The sequence below is a fragment of the Pseudomonas sp. MWU13-2100 genome (genome assembly GCF_023242365.1).
GTDB lineage: Bacteria > Pseudomonadota > Gammaproteobacteria > Pseudomonadales > Pseudomonadaceae > Aquipseudomonas.
Map to the genome: position 1 here is coordinate 190,394 of NZ_JALLIX010000002.1, position 18,141 is coordinate 208,534.

Genomic DNA, 18,141 nt, shown 5'->3' on the forward strand with positions numbered 1-18,141 from the left:
CTCCTGCCGGCCCATGACGAACCTGAACAGGAGAAGACTCATGCTGCAACTTCGACCCTTCAAGACCCTGGGCGGCGCTGATCATGGCTGGCTGGACGCGCACCACCACTTTTCGTTCGCCGAGTACCATGATCCGCAACGCATGAACTGGGGCAACCTGCGGGTCTGGAACGACGACGTGATCGCCCCCGGCACCGGCTTTCCAAAGCACCCGCACCGGGACATGGAAATCATCACCTATGTCCGTGAAGGCGCCATCAGCCACGAGGACAACCTCGGCAACAAGGGCCGCACCGAAGCCGGTGATGTCCAGGTCATGAGTGCCGGGACCGGGATCGCCCACAGCGAGTACAACCTGGAATCGACGCCGACCAAGATCTTCCAGATCTGGGTCATTCCCAACGAGGCCGGTTCGGCACCGTCCTGGGGGGCCAAGCCGTTTCCCAAGGGCGAGCGTGGCGAAGGTTTCGTCACCCTGGCCAGCGGTAAGGCCGGCGACGACCAGAGCCTGCGGATTCGCGCCGATGCCCGGCTGGTAGCGGCCAACCTGAAGGCCGGGGAAAGCGCCGAGTACCGCTTGGACAGCGGTCGTCGCGCCTACCTGGTACCGGCCACGGGGGTGATAGAGGTCAATGGTCTGCGTGCCGAGGCACGTGACGGGGTTGCGGTGGCTGATGAGCAGCTGCTGCGGGTGACCGCGGTGCAGGACAGCGAAATCATTCTGGTGGACCTGGCTTGATGCACTGATCGGCACCACAAAAGGCGAACGACAACTGTGGCGAGCGGGCTGCAAACTTCCTTAGCTGAAGCGCTTTGTGGCAAGCCTGCTTGCCACAAAGTCACGCGCAGCCTCAAGGATCAGTTTGGCGAAATCGCCCCGTCCACCAGCACCTGGGCTTCTTCCACCAGACGCTTGAGGTGATCGTCACCGATAAAGCTCTCGGCGTAGATCTTGTAGATGTCCTCGGTGCCCGAAGGACGCGCGGCGAACCAGCCGTTCTCGGTCATCACCTTCAACCCGCCAATGGCCTGGTCGTTGCCCGGTGCATGACTGAGGATGCGCTGGATCGCTTCACCGGCCAGTTGCGTCGACGTCACCTGCTCCGGCGCCAGCTTGCTCAACAGGGCCTTCTGCGCCGGCGTCGCCTTGGCATCGACGCGCACGGAGAACGGCTCGCCCAACTCATCGGTCAGGCCGCGGTAGATCTGGCTCGGGTCACGACCGGTGCGCGAGGTCATTTCCGCCGCCAGCAGGGCCGGGATCAGACCATCCTTGTCGGTGGTCCAGACGCTGCCGTCCTTGCGCAGGAACGACGCGCCCGCACTCTCCTCGCCACCAAAGCCGAGGGAGCCGTCGAACAGGCCGTCGGCGAACCACTTGAAACCCACCGGCACTTCGTACAGGCGCCGACCCAGGCGGGCCGCGACCCGATCGATCAGGCCGCTGCTGACCACGGTCTTGCCCACCGCCGCGTCGCGGCGCCACTGCGGACGGTTCTGGAACAGGTAATCGATGGACACCGCCAGGTAGTTGTTCGGTGCCAACAGGCCACCGGATGGGGTAACGATGCCATGGCGGTCATGGTCCGGGTCGCAGGCAAAAGCCACGTCGAACCGTTCTTTCAAACCGATCAGGCCCTGCATTGCATGGCTGGAGGACGGGTCCATGCGGATCTTGCCGTCCCAGTCCACGCACATGAAGCGAAAGGTCGGGTCGACTTCGGTGTTGACCACTTCCAGGTTCAACCGATAGTGCTCGGCAATCGCCGACCAGTAGCGCACCCCGGCCCCACCCAGCGGGTCCACGCCCAGGCGCAGGTCGGCGGAGCGGATGGCATCCAGGTCGATGACATTGATCAGATCGGCCACGTAGGTATTGAGGTAGTCGTGGCGATGGGTGGTGCTGGCCTTGAGCGCCTGTTCGTAGCTCACGCGTTTCACGCCGGCCAGACGGTTGGCCAGTAGTTCATTGGCCTTGGCCTCGATCCACTTGGTGACATGGGTATCGGCCGGACCGCCATTGGGCGGGTTGTACTTGAAGCCGCCACTTTCCGGCGGGTTGTGGGACGGGGTGATGACCACGCCGTCCGCCAGGCCCGCGGTGCGGCCGCGGTTGTAGCAGATGATCGCATGGGACACCGCGGGCGTCGGCGTGTACTCGTCGGCGGCGGCGATCATGGTTTCCACGCCATTGGCGGCGAACACTTCCAGCGCGCTGGCGCCGGCCGGCGTCGACAGGGCGTGGGTATCGATGCCGACGAACAGCGGACCGTCGATCCCCTGGGCCTGGCGGTACAGACAGATGGCCTGGCTGATGGCCAGGACATGCCACTCGTTGAAACTCAGCTCGAATGAATTACCACGATGCCCGGAGGTGCCGAAGGCCACGCGCTGGGTGGAGATCGCCGCATCGGGCTGGCCGGTGTAATAGGCCGAAACCAGTCGCGGGATATCAACCAGCAACTGTGCCGGTGCCGGCTTGCCCGCAAAAGGACTGAGTGTCATGCAAAACCTCTGGAGATGGATGGTACGGGGGAAGACGCGCAGTTTACTGGCAGTTCGACACTGACGTTAAGAGTTCTATCCGTTGACGTGAATATTTTCCATACGGTACGCGCTCCCCCAGGCCGGGAAAGCGCGTGTTTCGGTGAGCGCAAATGAACCGGCGCGTTAGCGCGCCCGGGTTTTCACTTCGCCAAGAGCGGCGACCTGATGATTTTTCAGGTCGAAGCGCAGCCCTGCAATCAGCTCGGAAATGGCCCGGCTGCTATCCAGTCTGGAAGCCTGGATGCCGGTAACCACCAGGTCCACCCGTTCGGATTTTTGATCGAAGACTTTGACCGTCAACGACTCGTCCGCTCCCAGGCTGCATTGGCAGCGCGTGGGCAGGAAACTGCTCTCGATGATGTTGCGTAACTCCAACGTGGACAATACTTGCATGGCGACTCTCTCCTTTATGTGAGACGGCCAGGTCTTTGGCAGAACAGCCAGGGTTAGCCATTCACATCTGCGTTTCAGGCGGGCGCCCGTTCCAGCCTTGGAGGACGACACCGACTTTTAGATTAGGCCTTTTCACGCGGACCGTTAAGGTTATTCGTCTGACAATCCGACACAATGACCTTGCACTCAACGTGCCGAAACAAGATGAATTATTGTTTGTTGGAAAAATCGATGTATTAAGGCACTAATAGGCCCGTGCGCCAATGCAAAATGCATTAAATGCCTTCTAGGGTCGGACAGTTTGCCGGTATCGTGGCAAACGCCCCTGGCCTGGACCGGCATCCAATGCCAGTGTCATTCGGCAAGGTGCCGCCACCGCATCCATCAAACGAGGGAGTCCCCCTCATGACAGGGCAACGAGAGCTCATGAATTCGACGACTATCGCCGCAACCTTCCTGCTGGCGCTAACCACTACCACTGGCGCATTCGCCGCCGACAAAGCCGACCTGGCGCCGTTTCCCAAGGCCGAAGACGGTTTCATCCGTTCGGTCATTCGCGTACCGAAGATGACCAAGGACTCCGACCACCGGGTCGAGATCATCGCCGGCAAGGTCATGCCCGTCGATTGCAACACCAAGCGCCTGGGCGGCAACCTGGACGAGAAAAACCTCGAGGGCTGGAGCTACTCCTATTATCGCCTGGAGAAAGTCACCGGACCGATGTCCACCCTGATGGCCTGCCCGCCCGGCAGCAAGACGAAAAAAGACTTCGTCCCGGTGATCGGCGAAGGCTACATGCTGCGTTACAACAGCAAGCTGCCATTGGTGATCTACGCGCCCGACGACCTCCAGATCCGTTATCGGATCTGGACGCCCTCCAAGCTGATCAAGCCCGCCAGCCGCGAGTAGCTCGCCCTGAGTCACGCGGCCCCGCCCAGGGCCGCGCGCTCGGCAACGTGGCGCAGGCTGTCGAAGTTGATGTTGGCCCCCGAGTTGATCGCCACCAGGGTCTGGCCGCGTAGCCCATGCGCCGCCACGTACTGCTTGATGCCCGCCACCGCCAACGCACCGGAAGGTTCGGTGATGGAGCGGGTATCGTCATAGATGTCCTTGATCGCGCGGCACAGCTGGTCGTTGCTGACGGTGATGACCTCATCGACATATTCACGACAGACTGCAAAGCCGCACGCGCCGATCTGCGCCACGGCCACGCCATCGGCAAAAGTTCCGACCGTGGGCAACACTACCCGCTCTCCCGCCCTTAGTGCCGCCTGCAGGCAGCTGGAGTGCTCCGACTCCACGCCGATGATGCGCACCTCCGGCCGCAAGTATTTGACGTAGGCGGCGATGCCGGCGATCAGCCCGCCACCGCCCACCGGGACGAAGATCGCATCCAGTGGCCCTGGGTGCTGGTTGAGCAACTCCATCGCGACGGTGCCCTGTCCGGCGATCACATCCGCATCGTCGAACGGTGAGACAAAGGTATAGCCACGCTCCTCCGCCAGTTGCAGGGCATGGGCCAGGGCGAACGGAAAGCTCTCCCCATGTAGCACCGCCGTGGCCTCGCGGCTGCGCACGCCCTGCACTTTCAGTTCCGGCGTACTGGTGGGCATGACGATGGTCGCCTGGATCCCCAGGGTCCGAGCCGCCAGGGCCACACCCTGGGCGTGATTGCCGGCCGAGGCCGTGACCACGCCCCGGCGACGCTGGACCTCGCTGAGCTGGACCAGCTTGTTGTAGGCGCCACGGATCTTGAAGGAGAAGGTCGGTTGCAGGTCCTCGCGCTTGAGCAGGATCTGGTTGCCCAGGGCCAGGGACAACGCCGGGGCCACTTGCAACGGGGTACGGATTGCCAGGTCGTAGACCGGCGCGGCGAGGATCTTGCGCACATAGTCGCCAAGCAGGTGGGTATGGGTAGCAGGTTCCAGGCTAAGGGTTACGGTGCTGGGCATGGCGGTCTCCGGGTGAACGGTTGGCCTCGGAGACAAACAAAAAACCCGCCTCGGAGGCGGGTTTGGGTAACAGATACAGGTCAGCCCGCCAGATAAGGAATGGCGGTAATAATGCTTGGCTGAGAAAAGCGCTGTACGGAAGTCATGTGTCGACGTTATCCGGGCACCACGGCCAAGTCAATGCCCGGATGCATCGATTACCAGGCCTGGCCACGACGCTTGAGCTCCAGGCGCCGGACGAACTCCTCGAGCACCAGGCCGTAAAGATCATCCTGCAGATAGGCGTCCTCGATGCCGGCGTCCATGTTCGGATTGTCGTTGACCTCGATCACCACCACCTTGTCGCCGGACTGCTTGAGGTCGACGCCGTAGAGACCGTCGCCGATCAGGTTGGCGGTCTTGACCGCCAGTTCCACCACCGCCCGCGGTGCTTCGTGAACCGCCAGGGTGCGGCACTCGCCGTTGATGTCCTGGCCCTTGGCCTTGTGGTTGTAGATCTGCCAATGGCCCTTGGACATGAAGTACTGGCAGGCGAAGATCGGCTTGCGATTGAGGACACCGATGCGCCAGTCGTATTCGGTGTAGAAAAACTCCTGGGCCAGCAGCAGGACCGAGTGTTCGAACAACTCGGCGGTGGCCTCCAGCAGTGCTTGCTGGCTTTCGACCTTGATCACGCCACGGGAGAAACAACCGTCAGGGATTTTCAGCACCAGGGGGAAACCCAATCGGTCTCCGACCCGTTCGAAATCCTCCGGTCGTTCCTTATAGAGAATCTCGGTGGCGGGCATGCCCAGCTTATGACTCTTGAGCAGGTCGGTCAGGTAGACCTTGTTGGTACAACGCAGGATCGAGGTTGGATCATCCATCACCACCAGGCCTTCGCTTTCGGCTTTCTTGGCGAAGCGGTAGGTGTGGTTGTCGACGCTGGTGGTCTCGCGGATCAGCAGGGCGTCGTATTCGGCGATGCGCGAATAATCCTTTTTCTCGATCAATTCGACATCGATGCCCAGGCCCTTGCCGACCCGGATAAAGTTCTCCAGTGCCTTGGCATTGGACGGCGGCAGCGCCTCCTGGGGATCATGCAACACCGCCAGGTCATAACGAGCCAGGCGTCGCGAACGGGGCACGCGCCAGATCTTGCGACTGAAACTGTCCAGGGACTGGGCAAAGTGATCTTCCTGATCTTCGCGCAACTTGTGCAAGGTGCCCGACTTGACCCCTTCGATATGCCAGGCGTTGGTCTTTTTAAACTCGACCAACAATATCGGGCAGGGAAAAACTTCAAATAACTGACGCGCCAGATCCTGTAACGGCTCGATCACCGTACTGCCAAAATACAAGGTCAGGGTAAAGCCTTCGGTGCCTTGGTAAAGTTGATGGCCCAGGGCTTTATCGAGGGTTTTGTCGAGATCGTCCAGGGCCAGTCCGTACAGCGCCTTGCGGGTCAATTCGCTGATGGTGCGCACCGACGGAATGACCTTGTGCCCCCGGGCTTCGGCCAGCAATGAGCAGTAATAACCGTGGCCCAGGTACTTGTAGCTGCGGCACAGGTTGATCACCTGGACACGCTTGCCGGGCTCATTGCCCCTGGACTGCTCAAGGTACTCCTGGGCCGTGACGATGTCTTCGCTGGGAAAATAAGAAGCCCAGTCTTCCTTGCGCTCGACGATAATAACCAGCTGACTACCAAGGCTATTTGAAGTGGACAAAATATTTGCCGTAGTTATTGCTGTCAGTACAGTTTGCTCGGATACTTCGCGCCAATGACCTTGTACCGCTGACATAAAAACCGACCCCATGGAAAACAAGACACTTCCTATTAAGCACGAAGTTTTTTGAAAGTCCCGTTTCGTTACACAACTTTTACGGTGATTATATGGATCTTGTCTTTCGCATTGCCACGACCGATGATTTGCCCGCCTTGCTGGAACTGGAAGAGCACTGTTTCACCACCGACCGGCTGACCGCCCGCAGCTTCCAGTGGATGGTCAGCCGTGCCCATGCGCAGTTGATGGTCGCCCAGCAAGCGGACGGTCGACTGGCCGGCTATGCCCTGGTGCTGTTTCATCGCGGCACCTCCCTGGCGCGCCTGTACTCCATCGCCATCGCTCCCCATGCTCGCGGCACCGGACTGGGCAAGGCGCTGCTGCAACGTAGCGAAGCCTGCGCCCTGGAGCATGACTGCGCCTACCTGCGCCTGGAAGTGCGCAGCGACAACGCCGCCGCCATCGCCCTTTACGAACGCAACGGCTATCGCCGCTTCGGTCGGATCAGCGATTACTATGAGGACCACGCCGACGCCCTGCGTCTGGAAAAACGTATTCTCGAGCATCGTGACAGCCGCGACCTGCATGTCCCCTACTACGCCCAGACCACCGAGTTCACCTGCGGGCCGGCCTGCCTGCTGATGGCCATGGGCGCGTTGCAGCCCGGGCGTAGCGCCTCGCGCCGGGAAGAGGTGCAGATCTGGCGCGAGGCGACCACGGTGTTCATGACCTCCGGCCATGGCGGTTGCAGCCCGCAGGGCCTGGCATTGGCTGCCTGGCGCCGGGGTTTCGCGGTGCGCCTGCAAGTGAGCATGAGCGGCCCCTTGCTGCTCAACGGCGTGCGCAACGAGCATAAGAAAGACGTGATGCGCCTGGTCCATGAGGATTTTGAAAGCGAGCTGGCGTCAACCGACGTCGAGCAAGTGCTGGGCGGCCCGCTGGACCTGCCAGGCTTGTTGGCCGCAGCCGGCCAGCCGCTGGTGCTGATCAGCAGCTACCGCCTGACCCGCTCCAAGGCACCGCATTGGGTGATCGTCACCGACTGCGATGAAGAATTCGTTTATCTGCACGATCCAGATGTGGACCACAGCCAGCATCGCCAACCCCTGGATTGCCAGCATCTGCCGGTCAGTCATGCCGAGTTCGACAAGATGAGTGCTTTCGGCAGCAGCAAGCTGCGGGCGGCGGTGATTGTCTATCGGCGTGAGCAGCAATAGTGTGGGAGCGGTGCTTGCCCGCGAAGTTTTTAGCGATCTCACGGGCCTCTTCGCGGGCAAGCACCGCTCCCACAGCGACCGTGCTCGGCCTTACTTGAACGGCCTGGCTCAGCGCTGCGTATTCGGAGCACTGCGGGTGCCCGGCTGGATCGGCACCGCCATCGGCGCTGACTGATCACGCGGGTAACCGTTCTGGATCGCACCATTTTCGATGGTCGAGGGCCGTGGCTTGGGTAGCGTATTCGGACCGCGCAACGGCGGCGCACTGGACTCGGAGCCCTGGCGACTGTTGGGGTTGGCCCGGCGAATCGGGCTGTTATAGGGGTTGTCGCTGTTGGGCAGGTTTTGCGCCAGCAACTGGGTTGCCGGCGGCATGCTGCCCTGGGGAGCACATTCGGCAGGAAGGGCAACGATCAGAAGCCCGACAAGCAGCACGGCGGCAGGAGCGCAGACAATTCTGTTCATGACGCCTCTCTTCAAGGATGAATTGGTTATGGGGTTTGGACAATGCCTCGCCCCATAATATACCCGCGACCTTCTCCACTTCTGCGGCGCAGCAGCACGGCGTGCCGCCTTGCTGCCGACTCAGCCTCGCCAGTACGCCACTCAGCGCCTGGGGTGGCAGTTGCAATTTCGTCCCGCGCTGCGCCGGCCCGTCGCGGACAGACACCCGCCGACAGCCATGTAACTGTCGTCATCCATATGCGACAATAGGCCCAATGTCTGGAATGAATCCCGCCTTTAAATTGCACAGCAGCTCGGACACACCGTCGGATGCTGCTCTTTACGTACGCGCGCTGGCTGAACTCTAGCGGTGAGCGGAGCGAGATGGAAAAGCTCCTAAGATGCCCAGGGAATGGCCAAAGCACCCAATCAGCAGCGCGTAACCCCTTGATAGGTAAAGTAATTGATCTCCACCGCAAATATCACCATGCAGTTCGGCGCCAAGCCGCTCTTCGAGAACGTCTCGGTCAAATTCGGCGCCGGTAACCGCTACGGCCTGATCGGCGCCAACGGTTGCGGCAAGTCGACCTTCATGAAAATCCTCGGCGGCGACCTCGACCCGTCCGGCGGCCAGGTCATGCTGGAGCCGAACGTACGCCTGGGTAAACTGCGCCAGGACCAGTTCGCCTACGAAGAATTCAGCGTGCTCGATACCGTGATCATGGGTCACGAAGAGCTGTGGAAGGTCAAGGCCGAGCGCGACCGCATCTACTCGCTGCCGGAAATGACCGAAGAAGACGGCATGACCGTGGCCGAGCTGGAAACCGATTTCGCCGAGATGGACGGCTACACCGCCGAATCCCGCGCCGGTGAATTGCTGCTGGGCCTGGGTATCGGCATCGAGCAGCACAACGGCCCGATGAGCGAAGTCTCCCCGGGCTGGAAACTGCGGGTGTTGCTGGCCCAGGCGTTGTTCTCCGATCCGGAAGTGTTGCTGCTCGACGAGCCGACCAACCACCTGGACATCAACACCATCCGCTGGCTGGAAAACATCCTGACCCAGCGCTCCAGCCTGATGATCATCATCTCCCACGACCGTCACTTCCTGAACAGCGTCTGCACCCACATGGCGGACCTCGACTACGGCGAGCTGCGTCTGTTCCCGGGCAACTACGATGAGTACATGACCGTGGCGACCCAGTCCCGCGAGCAGTTGCTGTCGGACAACGCCAAGAAGAAAGCGCAGATCTCCGAACTGCAATCCTTCGTCAGCCGCTTCTCGGCCAACGCCTCGAAAGCCAAGCAGGCCACTTCCCGCGCCAAGCAGATCGACAAGATCCAACTGGCCGAAGTCAAGCCCTCGAGCCGCGTCAGCCCGTTCATCCGCTTCGACCAGACCAAGAAGCTGCATCGCCAGGCGGTGATCGTCGAGCGGATGGCCAAGGGTTTTGATGGCAAGACCCTGTTCAAGGACTTCAGTTTCACCGTGGAAGCCGGCGAGCGTGTGGCGATCATCGGCCCGAACGGGATCGGCAAGACCACCCTGCTGCGCACCCTGGTCAACGAGCTGACCCCGGACGCCGGTACCGTCAAATGGACCGAAGCGGCCGAACTGGGCTACTACGCCCAGGACCATGCCTCGGACTTCGAAGACGAATCCAACCTGTTCGACTGGATGGGCCGCTGGACCAAGGAAGGCGAACAGGTGGTTCGCGGCACCCTGGGGCGCATGCTGTTCTCCAACGACGAGATCCTCAAGTCGGTCAAGGTAATTTCCGGGGGTGAACAAGGTCGCATGCTGTTCGGCAAGCTGATCCTGCAAAAGCCGAACGTGCTGATCATGGACGAGCCGACCAACCACTTGGACATGGAGTCCATCGAGGCCCTCAACCTGGCGCTGGAGAACTACCCGGGCACGCTGATCTTCGTCAGCCACGACCGCGAGTTCGTATCGTCCCTGGCCACCCGCATCATCGAGCTGAGCCCAAGTGGCGTGATCGACTTCAGCGGCACCTATGACGATTACCTGCGCAGCCAGGGCGTGGTGTTCTGACACCGCGCAAAACCTTGCCGGCGATGGCGATGCTTGTCCCGCCATCGCCAGCAAGCCGGCTCCTACAGGGTTCCTTGTACGACGACAGTTTACAGTCGACCGTGTACTGGTGGGAGCCGGCGTGCTGGCGATAGCGTCGGTGAATCCCCCACCGCCATCACTGACCAACCGATCCCTTCCCCCATAAGAAATTAGTTAGCCTGCTTTCTTTTATCCTCCGCTCCCGCCATCATGCTGGTCTCTAACCGCCCGCCCGCGAACGAGCCTTCATGTCCGCCCAGCAACCGCCCAGACCGACCAGCAACCTGACGATCACCCTGCAGATCGTTTCCATTGTCTTCTACACCTTCATCGCCTTCCTCTGCATCGGCCTGCCGATTGCGGTGCTGCCCGGCTATGTGCACGGACAACTGGGGTTCAGCGCGGTGATCGCCGGCCTGACCATCGGTTCGCAGTACCTGGCGACCCTGCTCAGCCGCCCCATGGCCGGGCGCATGGCCGACGGCATCGGCACCAAACGCTCGATCATCTATGGCCTGTCGGGCATTGTTCTCAGCGGCGCGCTGACCTGGCTGTCGACACAACTGCAGCACCTGCCGCTGCTCAGCCTGGGGATTCTGATCGGCGCGCGCCTGCTGCTGGGGATCGCCCAGGGCCTGATCGGCGTCGGCACCATCAGTTGGGGCATCGGCCAGGTCGGCGCCGAGCAAACCGCCCGAGTCATCTCCTGGAACGGCATCGCCTCCTATGGCGCCATCGCCATCGGCGCGCCACTGGGGGTGCTGATGGTCGAGGATTACGGCTTTGCCAGTCTCGGCATCGCCTTGTCGATCCTGGCCCTCGGCGCGCTGCTGCTGATTCGCAACAAACCCTCGGTACCGGTGATTCGCGGCGAGCGCCTGCCGTTCTGGGCAGTGTTCGGGCGTATCGCTCCCTATGGCGCCAGCCTGACCCTGGCCTCCATCGGCTACGGCACCCTGACCACTTTCGTCACCCTGTTCTATCTCAGCCGCGGCTGGACCGGCGCCGCCTATTGCCTGACGGTGTTCGGCACCTGCTTCATCCTCGCCCGACTGTTCTTTATCGGCTGCATCAACCGCTTCGGCGGTTTCAAGGCGGCCATTGCCTGCATGAGTATCGAAACCCTCGGCCTGGTGCTGCTCTGGCTGGCGCCTTCCCCCGGTGTGGCCCTGGCCGGTGCGGGCCTGGCGGGGTTTGGCCTGTCCCTGGTGTATCCGGCGCTGGGTGTGGAAGCGATCAAACAGGTGCCGAACAGCAGTCGCGGTGCCGGCCTGAGCGCCTATGCGGTGTTTTTCGACCTGGCACTGGCCATCGCCGGTCCGGTAATGGGAGCGGTGGCCTCGAACCTGGGCTATTCGTGGATTTTCTTCACCGCGGCACTCTTGTCGGTCAGCGGCCTGTCCGTCACGGTGTTACTGGCGCGTCGCGCGACAGCTCACTGACTCACTGATTGGCGGTCTGCATCCCGCCATGGCTCGGCGTGCTCAGGGTCTTGGTGAAGAAGCGCCCGGCTTCGTGGATCAGGTCGCGATGAATATCCTCGCGGTTGACCCCTTCGGCATCGGTACACAGCCCCGGCGTGGCCTGCAATTGCTCTGGGCTGCACGGCGCCATGAAGACAAAATGCCCTGCCCCGGCGATCAGCTTGAATTGCGGCGCCACCGGCAGCTTGCGCGCCAGGGCGGCGGCATTCTTGTCCGGAAACACCAGCGTGTCGGCACCACCGCTGTACATCAGCACCGGTACATGGACGTCAGACAGCGTATGGCGGCCGAACATCAGGCCCAGCGGCGCCATCAGCAACAACGCATGCACCCGTGGATCGGCCACCGGCTGCAAGTCATCGCGATCGACGATCAATTCGCCCTTGGTGTTGCAGGCGTCCTCGTCATCCGGATGCTGTCGGCAATAACGGCGCAAGCGCTCCAGGTTCGGCTGGGCTCCAGCCAGGATCAGCGCGGTTTCGCCACCCGCCGAATAACCGATCACGCCAACATTCTCGGCTTCGATAAAAGGTGACAGCGTCGGGTCGCCGAGGGCGGCGGTGATGGCTTCGGAAATCTGCATGGGCCGACCATAGAGGTTGCTCAACGTCCCCAGGCGGCTTTGATCCTTGTAGTTATCGCCCGGATGCAACACGGCGACCACGATAAAGCCCTTGCGCGCCAGGGAGGTGATCAGGTCGTGCAGGGCCAGGGGCGTACCGGTGTTGCCATGGGACAACATCAACAGTGGATAGCGGCCAATGGCGACGTTGGTATCTGCGCCGGCCCGGATCGTATAGTTGCCGATCCGGCTCGTGTGCTCACGATCACTGGAAGGGTAGAAGGCAATCGCCGACATCGGCTTGAGGTCCAGCGGATCAAGGAACGTCAGGCGATGATAGCCGACGCTCCAATGAACAGGTGGCGCCGCCTGCGCCGTCAGGAGGCTGCTGGACAAACAGATCAGTAACACTGCACAAAGACGCATCATGGGGATGCCCACCTTTGCTGCGAAATTAGCACACCAATTCTCTTCAATTCCTTGAAACTAAAGCTCTGCAGCAGGGCTTTGACTGATTTTCGAGGTTTTTCAGAGCACCTATGGTTGATCGATTATGCATAACCCGAGCCAAATCCGAACCGCCAGATGCAAAAAACTCCGTACGCTGACCATTCAGAATGATCAGCCTACGAAGTTTAATAGGTGTTCCAGAAAGAAGCTTGCGTGTTTACCAAAGCTTTACGCGGTGGCGAACAGCTCCTCGCGAATGCGTTCCTGCGCGGTGCTGATCGCCTTGGCGCGGACCTCTTCACCGTAACCCAGGCCGTGGGCGCGAACAAATTCGATATCGCTGATGCCGAGGAAGCCGAACAGCACGTTCAGGTAGTCCTCATGGGCAACGCCGGTAGGCATGCCGACATGCAGGCCGCCGGAGGTGGAGACGATCACCAGTTTCTTGCCAACCGCCAGGCCTTCAGGACCGGCGTCAGTGTAACGGAAAGTCTTGCCAGCAACGGTAATACGGTCGATCCAGGCCTTGAGTTGGGTCGGGATGCTGAAGTTGTACATCGGCGCGGCGATGACGATGGCGTCGGCGGCGAGGAACTCTTCGAGGGTCGAAGCACTGAGTTCGGCTTCGTGGCGCTGGGCCGCGTCACGCAATTCGGCGGCAGTACCGCCCGCTACCAGGGTCAGGCTGGAAAAGTGGCTGATGGCATCGCTGGCCAGGTCGCGGTAAGTCACCACGGCGCCAGGCTCGGCGAGCTTCCAGGCGTCGACGACCTGACGGCTCAATTGACGGGAGGCGGAGTTGTCGCCGAGGATGCTGGAATCGATGTGCAAGAGTTTCATGTGGGATCTCCAAGTGAGGATCGCCACTGGGCGATCAAGTTGAGATAATCCTACAGGTGAAACCAATAGCCGATTAGCAGGCTAAAATGTGATAGTACGTCCCATCCATGGAACGATTCGTTCACTGCCCACACCTGGCCTCGGGAACCGAGGCACAGCTATCGCCGTGGCTTCGCAGCCGCAGCACAAAGCCGATCTCAACGCGCCAACTGCCTGGCCTCGACGCATTCGGGCCTGAATTCAAATACGATATCCCTGTCCGGTTTGACCAGTTTGTGATTCTTGCCCTTGTAATCCAGTTGCGAAAGGATATCGCGGATTAAATTGAGGCGCGCCAAGCGCTTGTTATCCGCCCGTACAATGCGCCACGGCGAGACGGCGGTATGGGTTTGCACGAGCATTTCGTCTCGGGCAATGGAATACGCCTTCCAATGTTTGATGGCGACAGCATCGATCGGACTGATTTTCCATTGTTTGAGCGGATCACGCTTTCGCTCCTGCAGCCGGTCCCGCTGCTCACCTTTGCTAATGTCAAGGTAATACTTCAGCAGCCTGGCACCTGAGTTGACAAGTATTTCTTCAAACTTGGGCACCGACTGAATGAACTCTTCATACTCCTGCTTGGAACAAAACCCCATCACACGCTCGACACCGGCACGGTTGTACCAACTTCGATTGAACAGGACAAATTCCCCGGCCACCGGAAGGTGGGCCACGAAACGCTGGAAATACCAGCCATTTCGTTCGCGATCAGAGGGTTTGTCGAGCGCCACGATCCGGGTTTCCCGTGGGCTCAGATGCTCGACGATACGCTTGATGCTGCCGTCCTTGCCCGCGGCATCCCGCCCCTCCAGCAGCACGATGATCCTGTCGCCACAGCCAATGAAGTGCCTTTGGAGCTTGACCAGCTCAATCTGCAAATCACGCAGCTGCGATTCGTAGTCTGCGTGGGAGATTGAAGCCTCGGTTTGCCCTCTGTCACCGACAACCTCCTGCGCCGCAATAGCGCTATCGCCGGCAACGGCCAGGGTAACCTTGTCTCCCGCCCCGGCCTGTTTGTTTTTTTTAGTCATGACTGTACCCCCCGCCCCTGCTCAGTCGCCCGAATCTTCAGCACTGAGCTCAGTTTTAATTACGCTGACAGCGCGATATATCATTATGGCTGATTGTATGACTTTCAATTATTGAGCCACTATTAAAAATATCATCATCCGCCATCGCTTTTATTTGATCTCTATCAACCGCCCCCTACCCGATAATGCTATGTTCACCCATTAGCCTGCCCCACTGAAGAAAGTGATCTCTCCAATACAGTCAATCCGCACAGGTATTTTCTTACCCGCGACGCTGTTCATGATCGGCCTTGGCCGAGCGATAAGGATGCCCATGAAATGACAACACGAATTCAAGAGGTCCGTCGTTTTGAAGCCGTCGACAAACAAGGCAGGCTGTACACCATCATTGAATCAGCCCAGCAGGCGGTGGATGCCAGGCTGGCATCGGGCGAAAATGATGCGATTTTTTTTCGGGCGCTCAATTTCGGCCCGGTCAGCCAGATCAGCGACTCCGAGTTCCAGATTTTTCTCAGCGGAGTAAAACTGAAACGCCTTTGATCGCAAGCCGGGATCGTCCCCGCGGGATGAGGTCGAGGCAGTCCCAGAGGCGAAGCCAATCACCGATCAACCGCCTTGAATATGCTAGGTTGTTCCACTTTTGGAACAACCGAGTCACTGCTCATGCAAGACCTCAACGACCTCTACTACTTCGCCAAGGTGGTCGAAGCTGGCGGCTTCGCGGCGGCCGGACGCCTGCTGGGAATTCCCAAGTCGCGCCTGTCGCGGCGGATCGCCGAGCTGGAAGAACGCCTCGGCGCGCGCTTGCTGCAACGCACTACCCGGCAACTGAAACTGACCGCTGTCGGCGAGCGCTACCTGCGCCATTGCCAGGCGATGCTACTGGAGGCCGAGATGGCCGACGAAGCGGTGGCCAGCATGTCCAGCGAACCCCGCGGACGCTTGCGCGTCTCCTCTCCGGTGGGTTTGGCTCAGGAGTTCATGCCCTGGGTGATCTCCAGCTTCCTGAGCGCGCACCCGCTGGTCCAGTTGGAAATGCTGATGGTCAACCGGCGGGTCGACCTGGTGACCGAAGGCATCGATGTGGCCCTGCGGGTCCGCGAACAAGGCGATGAAGACCCGTTGCTGGTGACCCGCCGCCTGCGCCAGGCGCAGACCTTTATCCTGGCGACCCCGGCCTTTCTCGAACAATATCCTATCGCTACCCTGGACGACCTCAGGCAGGCTCCTGTTTTGGGCGCCCTGGAGGCCGATCGGCTGGTGCACCTGAGCCTGATCAATGATGTCGGCGAAAAGCGCGAACTGGCCCTCGAAGCCCGGCTTGGCGTCGACGACTTTGTCGTGCGCAAGGCTTGCGCCCTCGCTGGCCTGGGCTTCACCGTGCTACCGATGCTGTATTGTGAGGAAGAGCTGGCCAACGGCACCTTCGTGCGGATACTCCCCGAATGGTCCTTGCCCGGCGGCTGGTTGCAGGCCGTCTACCCCCATCGGCGCGGCGTATTGCCAGCGGTGCGGGCCTGGATCGACCACCTGGCCGAAGTTTTCAAAGGTTGCGGAGATAGAACACTGTGAAAGGATCGAGCCTGAGTCGGGAGGACGTCGCGCATTTCTGCCTGACACTGCCCGGAGCGCGGGAAGACTACAAATGGGGTGGCGTGCGGGTATTTTCCATTGCCGGGAACAAGATGTTCGCCGTGCAGGGGCTGCGCGGCGACTCCCTGGCCTTCAAGGTCGACCAGGAGCTGTTCCTCGGTCATGTCGACCGTCCGGGGATCGGGCCCGCACCGTATCTGGCCAGGGCCCACTGGATCATTATGGATGCGCCCTACCCGCTGGGCCGCGAAGAGCTGCAAGAACTGATCCAGCGCTCCCACCAACTGGTGGTCGCAAAACTGCCCAAGCGCGTCCAGGTCGGCCTGCTGCTATAAAAACGACAGGTGTCCCAGGCTGGCGCCGAGAAACAGGTAGTCGATCCAGAAGACCTGGTGCAGTAGCACGATCAGCCAAAACACCAACTGATACGAGACTTTGCGGGTCTTGTGCCGAAACACCTGCTGGGCAATCAGCGCTCCTGGCCAGCCACCCAGCAGTTCGATGGCATGGAGGACCTTTTCCGGTGTGCGCCAGGTCTCGTCGCGGGCCTTGCGCTTGTCGCTCCAGTAGAGGAAAAACGCCACCAGGCTGACGCCACCGTAAGCCCACAGCGGCAGCGCGGAGCCACCGCCGAGCCACATCCGCAACGCACCGACTCCGGGCAACAGGCAGAGCACCAGCAGCACCGCCAGCTTGAGCTTGAGGTGCTGGACCCGGCCAGCGGCCTGGCGACCGGGCTCCTGACTGCGTAGCGCCCTCATCCGTGGCTCGACCAGTCGACCCAGCCGAACTGCCAGGTAGCCAGGATCACCAGGCCGAAGGCAATCCGGTACCAGGCGAACGCCACGTAGGTGTGGCTGGCGATGAATTTCAACAAGCCGCGCACGGCGATCATCGCAAAGACAAAGGAAGTCACGAAGCCCAGGGCGATCACTGGCAGATCCGCCATCTGGAACTGATGACGGAAACCGTAGCCGGAGTACACCGCGGCGGCGACCATGGTCGGCATCGCCAGGAAGAACGAAAACTCGGTGGCGGTCTTGCGCGACAGCCCGAACAACAAGCCGCCGATAATCGTCGCCCCGGAACGCGAGGTACCGGGGATCATCGCCAGGCATTGGGCGAAGCCGACCTTCAGGGCATCTTTCCAGGTGATGTCATCCACCGTTTCGGCATGCACCACATGCTGGCGGCGCTCGGCCCAGAGGATGATCAAGCCGCCCACCACCAGCGCGGCGGCGACGGTGATCGGGTTGAACAGATAGGTGGCGATGATATCCTTGAACAACACCCCCAGCACCACCGCCGGCAGGAACGCTACCAGCAGGTTGAGGGTGAAACGCTGGGCATTGCGCTGCTTCGGCAGGTCCCGGACCACCGAAAACACCTTGAGGCGAAACTCCCAGACCACCGCCAGGATCGCCCCGAGCTGGATGATGATATTGAAGGCAATCGCCCTCTCCCCGCCGAAGTTCAGCAGGTCTGCAACGATAATCTGGTGCCCGGTGCTGGAGATCGGCAAGAACTCCGTCAAACCCTCGACGATACCCAGAATCACTGCCTGTGCGGCGGTCCAAAGATCCATTATTCCCCCATGCTGCCACGCACTCCGCGCGACATTTGAAAAATTCAACGTCCGATAATCTGCCCGCAGGCAGCCGATGCCCAGCGTGCCGCACCGCTTGTCGTCAAAGCGTAAAAAATGCCTGAAAAATCAAACATCAACTCAGGTTTGCCGGTTTCGGG

Annotated in this window: 18 protein-coding genes; 8 read left to right on the plus strand and 10 right to left on the minus strand. The window is 60.7% G+C overall.

Features of this window, described 5'->3' with window-relative positions:
• The first annotated feature begins 40 nt into the window (after nt 1-40).
• On the plus strand, nt 41-739 hold the full coding sequence (locus M5B99_RS02465; RefSeq protein ID WP_248802478.1) for a pirin family protein: 699 nt from the start codon (nt 41-43) through the stop codon (nt 737-739).
• A gap of 119 nt (nt 740-858) precedes the next feature.
• On the opposite strand, the gene pgm is transcribed toward M5B99_RS02465, so the two are convergent.
• Together pgm and M5B99_RS02475 are read right to left on the minus strand one after the other, a co-directional pair.
• Nucleotides 859-2,505 carry a phosphoglucomutase (alpha-D-glucose-1,6-bisphosphate-dependent) gene (gene pgm, locus M5B99_RS02470; protein ID WP_248802479.1) on the minus strand — a complete coding sequence of 549 codons (1,647 nt, stop codon included), beginning with the start codon at nt 2,503-2,505 and terminating at the stop codon, nt 859-861.
• A 165-nt stretch (nt 2,506-2,670) separates the two neighbouring features.
• Nucleotides 2,671-2,940 carry a DUF1652 domain-containing protein gene (locus tag M5B99_RS02475; RefSeq protein WP_248802480.1) on the minus strand — a complete coding sequence of 90 codons (270 nt, stop codon included), beginning with the start codon at nt 2,938-2,940 and terminating at the stop codon, nt 2,671-2,673.
• A gap of 426 nt (nt 2,941-3,366) precedes the next feature.
• Between M5B99_RS02475 and eco the strand changes: the two genes are divergently transcribed.
• Entirely contained in the window at nt 3,367-3,849 is a 483-nt protein-coding gene (gene eco, locus M5B99_RS02480; RefSeq protein ID WP_248802481.1) for a serine protease inhibitor ecotin, read from the plus strand.
• A gap of 11 nt (nt 3,850-3,860) precedes the next feature.
• Here the strand turns inward: eco and ilvA are convergent, their stop codons facing one another.
• Both ilvA and M5B99_RS02490 read right to left on the minus strand, forming a co-directional pair.
• Nucleotides 3,861-4,892 carry a threonine ammonia-lyase, biosynthetic gene (ilvA, locus tag M5B99_RS02485; RefSeq protein WP_248802482.1) on the minus strand — a complete coding sequence of 344 codons (1,032 nt, stop codon included), beginning with the start codon at nt 4,890-4,892 and terminating at the stop codon, nt 3,861-3,863.
• A gap of 197 nt (nt 4,893-5,089) precedes the next feature.
• The gene (locus M5B99_RS02490) at nt 5,090-6,676 is read right to left on the minus strand and encodes a RimK family protein (protein WP_248802483.1); all 1,587 of its coding nucleotides are present in this window, start codon (nt 6,674-6,676) and stop codon (nt 5,090-5,092) included.
• A gap of 92 nt (nt 6,677-6,768) precedes the next feature.
• On the opposite strand from M5B99_RS02490, the gene M5B99_RS02495 reads away from it, so the two are divergent.
• Entirely contained in the window at nt 6,769-7,875 is a 1,107-nt protein-coding gene (locus tag M5B99_RS02495; protein ID WP_248802484.1) for a GNAT family N-acetyltransferase/peptidase C39 family protein, read from the plus strand.
• 108 nt (nt 7,876-7,983) lie between these two features.
• On the opposite strand, the gene M5B99_RS02500 is transcribed toward M5B99_RS02495, so the two are convergent.
• Complete coding sequence (locus M5B99_RS02500) at nt 7,984-8,340, minus strand: hypothetical protein (protein WP_248802485.1); 357 nt, start codon at nt 8,338-8,340, stop codon at nt 7,984-7,986.
• Between the two features lie 442 nt (nt 8,341-8,782).
• On the opposite strand from M5B99_RS02500, the gene M5B99_RS02505 reads away from it, so the two are divergent.
• Entirely contained in the window at nt 8,783-10,372 is a 1,590-nt protein-coding gene (locus M5B99_RS02505) for an ABC-F family ATPase (RefSeq protein ID WP_248802486.1), read from the plus strand.
• Nucleotides 10,373-10,641: 269 nt separating this feature from the next.
• Nucleotides 10,642-11,835, plus strand: coding sequence for an MFS transporter (locus tag M5B99_RS02510; protein ID WP_248802487.1), 1,194 nt, complete (start codon nt 10,642-10,644; stop codon nt 11,833-11,835).
• A gap of 1 nt (nt 11,836) precedes the next feature.
• On the opposite strand, the gene M5B99_RS02515 is transcribed toward M5B99_RS02510, so the two are convergent.
• From M5B99_RS02515 to ppk2, 3 genes are all read right to left on the minus strand, one after another.
• Nucleotides 11,837-12,868: an alpha/beta hydrolase family protein gene (locus tag M5B99_RS02515; protein WP_248802488.1), complete on the minus strand. Its 1,032-nt coding sequence runs from the start codon at nt 12,866-12,868 to the stop codon at nt 11,837-11,839.
• Between the two features lie 249 nt (nt 12,869-13,117).
• Nucleotides 13,118-13,729: an FMN-dependent NADH-azoreductase gene (locus M5B99_RS02520; protein ID WP_248802489.1), complete on the minus strand. Its 612-nt coding sequence runs from the start codon at nt 13,727-13,729 to the stop codon at nt 13,118-13,120.
• A 197-nt stretch (nt 13,730-13,926) separates the two neighbouring features.
• On the minus strand, nt 13,927-14,802 hold the full coding sequence (gene ppk2, locus M5B99_RS02525; RefSeq protein ID WP_248802490.1) for a polyphosphate kinase 2: 876 nt from the start codon (nt 14,800-14,802) through the stop codon (nt 13,927-13,929).
• 318 nt (nt 14,803-15,120) lie between these two features.
• Here ppk2 and M5B99_RS02530 point away from each other — a divergent pair, with 318 nt between their 5' ends.
• From M5B99_RS02530 to M5B99_RS02540, 3 genes are all read left to right on the plus strand, one after another.
• Nucleotides 15,121-15,342, plus strand: coding sequence for a hypothetical protein (locus M5B99_RS02530; RefSeq protein ID WP_248802491.1), 222 nt, complete (start codon nt 15,121-15,123; stop codon nt 15,340-15,342).
• Between the two features lie 123 nt (nt 15,343-15,465).
• On the plus strand, nt 15,466-16,374 hold the full coding sequence (locus M5B99_RS02535; protein WP_248802492.1) for a LysR substrate-binding domain-containing protein: 909 nt from the start codon (nt 15,466-15,468) through the stop codon (nt 16,372-16,374).
• 11 nt (nt 16,375-16,385) lie between these two features.
• Nucleotides 16,386-16,730: an MmcQ/YjbR family DNA-binding protein gene (locus tag M5B99_RS02540; RefSeq protein WP_263860375.1), complete on the plus strand. Its 345-nt coding sequence runs from the start codon at nt 16,386-16,388 to the stop codon at nt 16,728-16,730.
• Here M5B99_RS02540 and M5B99_RS02545 read toward each other — a convergent pair.
• Together M5B99_RS02545 and M5B99_RS02550 are read right to left on the minus strand one after the other, a co-directional pair.
• Nucleotides 16,725-17,156 (minus strand): DUF1294 domain-containing protein, encoded by a 432-nt coding sequence (locus tag M5B99_RS02545; RefSeq protein ID WP_248802494.1) that lies wholly within the window; start codon nt 17,154-17,156, stop codon nt 16,725-16,727. The two genes, M5B99_RS02540 and M5B99_RS02545, sit on opposite strands and share 6 nt — an antisense overlap.
• Complete coding sequence (locus M5B99_RS02550) at nt 17,153-17,980, minus strand: undecaprenyl-diphosphate phosphatase (RefSeq protein ID WP_248802495.1); 828 nt, start codon at nt 17,978-17,980, stop codon at nt 17,153-17,155. Before M5B99_RS02550 ends, M5B99_RS02545 begins: the two co-directional genes overlap by 4 nt.
• Nucleotides 17,981-18,141: the final 161 nt, after the last annotated feature.

Coding starts and splice junctions, on each gene's coding strand:
- M5B99_RS02465 (WP_248802478.1), top strand. CDS start 41: ATGCTGCAACTTCGACCCTTCAAGACCCTGGGCGGCGCTGATCATGGC.
- pgm (WP_248802479.1), bottom strand. CDS start 2,505: ATGACACTCAGTCCTTTTGCGGGCAAGCCGGCACCGGCACAGTTGCTG.
- M5B99_RS02475 (WP_248802480.1), bottom strand. CDS start 2,940: ATGCAAGTATTGTCCACGTTGGAGTTACGCAACATCATCGAGAGCAGT.
- eco (WP_248802481.1), top strand. CDS start 3,367: ATGAATTCGACGACTATCGCCGCAACCTTCCTGCTGGCGCTAACCACT.
- ilvA (WP_248802482.1), bottom strand. CDS start 4,892: ATGCCCAGCACCGTAACCCTTAGCCTGGAACCTGCTACCCATACCCAC.
- M5B99_RS02490 (WP_248802483.1), bottom strand. CDS start 6,676: ATGTCAGCGGTACAAGGTCATTGGCGCGAAGTATCCGAGCAAACTGTA.
- M5B99_RS02495 (WP_248802484.1), top strand. CDS start 6,769: ATGGATCTTGTCTTTCGCATTGCCACGACCGATGATTTGCCCGCCTTG.
- M5B99_RS02500 (WP_248802485.1), bottom strand. CDS start 8,340: ATGAACAGAATTGTCTGCGCTCCTGCCGCCGTGCTGCTTGTCGGGCTT.
- M5B99_RS02510 (WP_248802487.1), top strand. CDS start 10,642: ATGTCCGCCCAGCAACCGCCCAGACCGACCAGCAACCTGACGATCACC.
- M5B99_RS02515 (WP_248802488.1), bottom strand. CDS start 12,868: ATGATGCGTCTTTGTGCAGTGTTACTGATCTGTTTGTCCAGCAGCCTC.
- M5B99_RS02520 (WP_248802489.1), bottom strand. CDS start 13,729: ATGAAACTCTTGCACATCGATTCCAGCATCCTCGGCGACAACTCCGCC.
- ppk2 (WP_248802490.1), bottom strand. CDS start 14,802: ATGACTAAAAAAAACAAACAGGCCGGGGCGGGAGACAAGGTTACCCTG.
- M5B99_RS02530 (WP_248802491.1), top strand. CDS start 15,121: ATGACAACACGAATTCAAGAGGTCCGTCGTTTTGAAGCCGTCGACAAA.
- M5B99_RS02535 (WP_248802492.1), top strand. CDS start 15,466: ATGCAAGACCTCAACGACCTCTACTACTTCGCCAAGGTGGTCGAAGCT.
- M5B99_RS02545 (WP_248802494.1), bottom strand. CDS start 17,156: ATGAGGGCGCTACGCAGTCAGGAGCCCGGTCGCCAGGCCGCTGGCCGG.
- M5B99_RS02550 (WP_248802495.1), bottom strand. CDS start 17,980: ATGGATCTTTGGACCGCCGCACAGGCAGTGATTCTGGGTATCGTCGAG.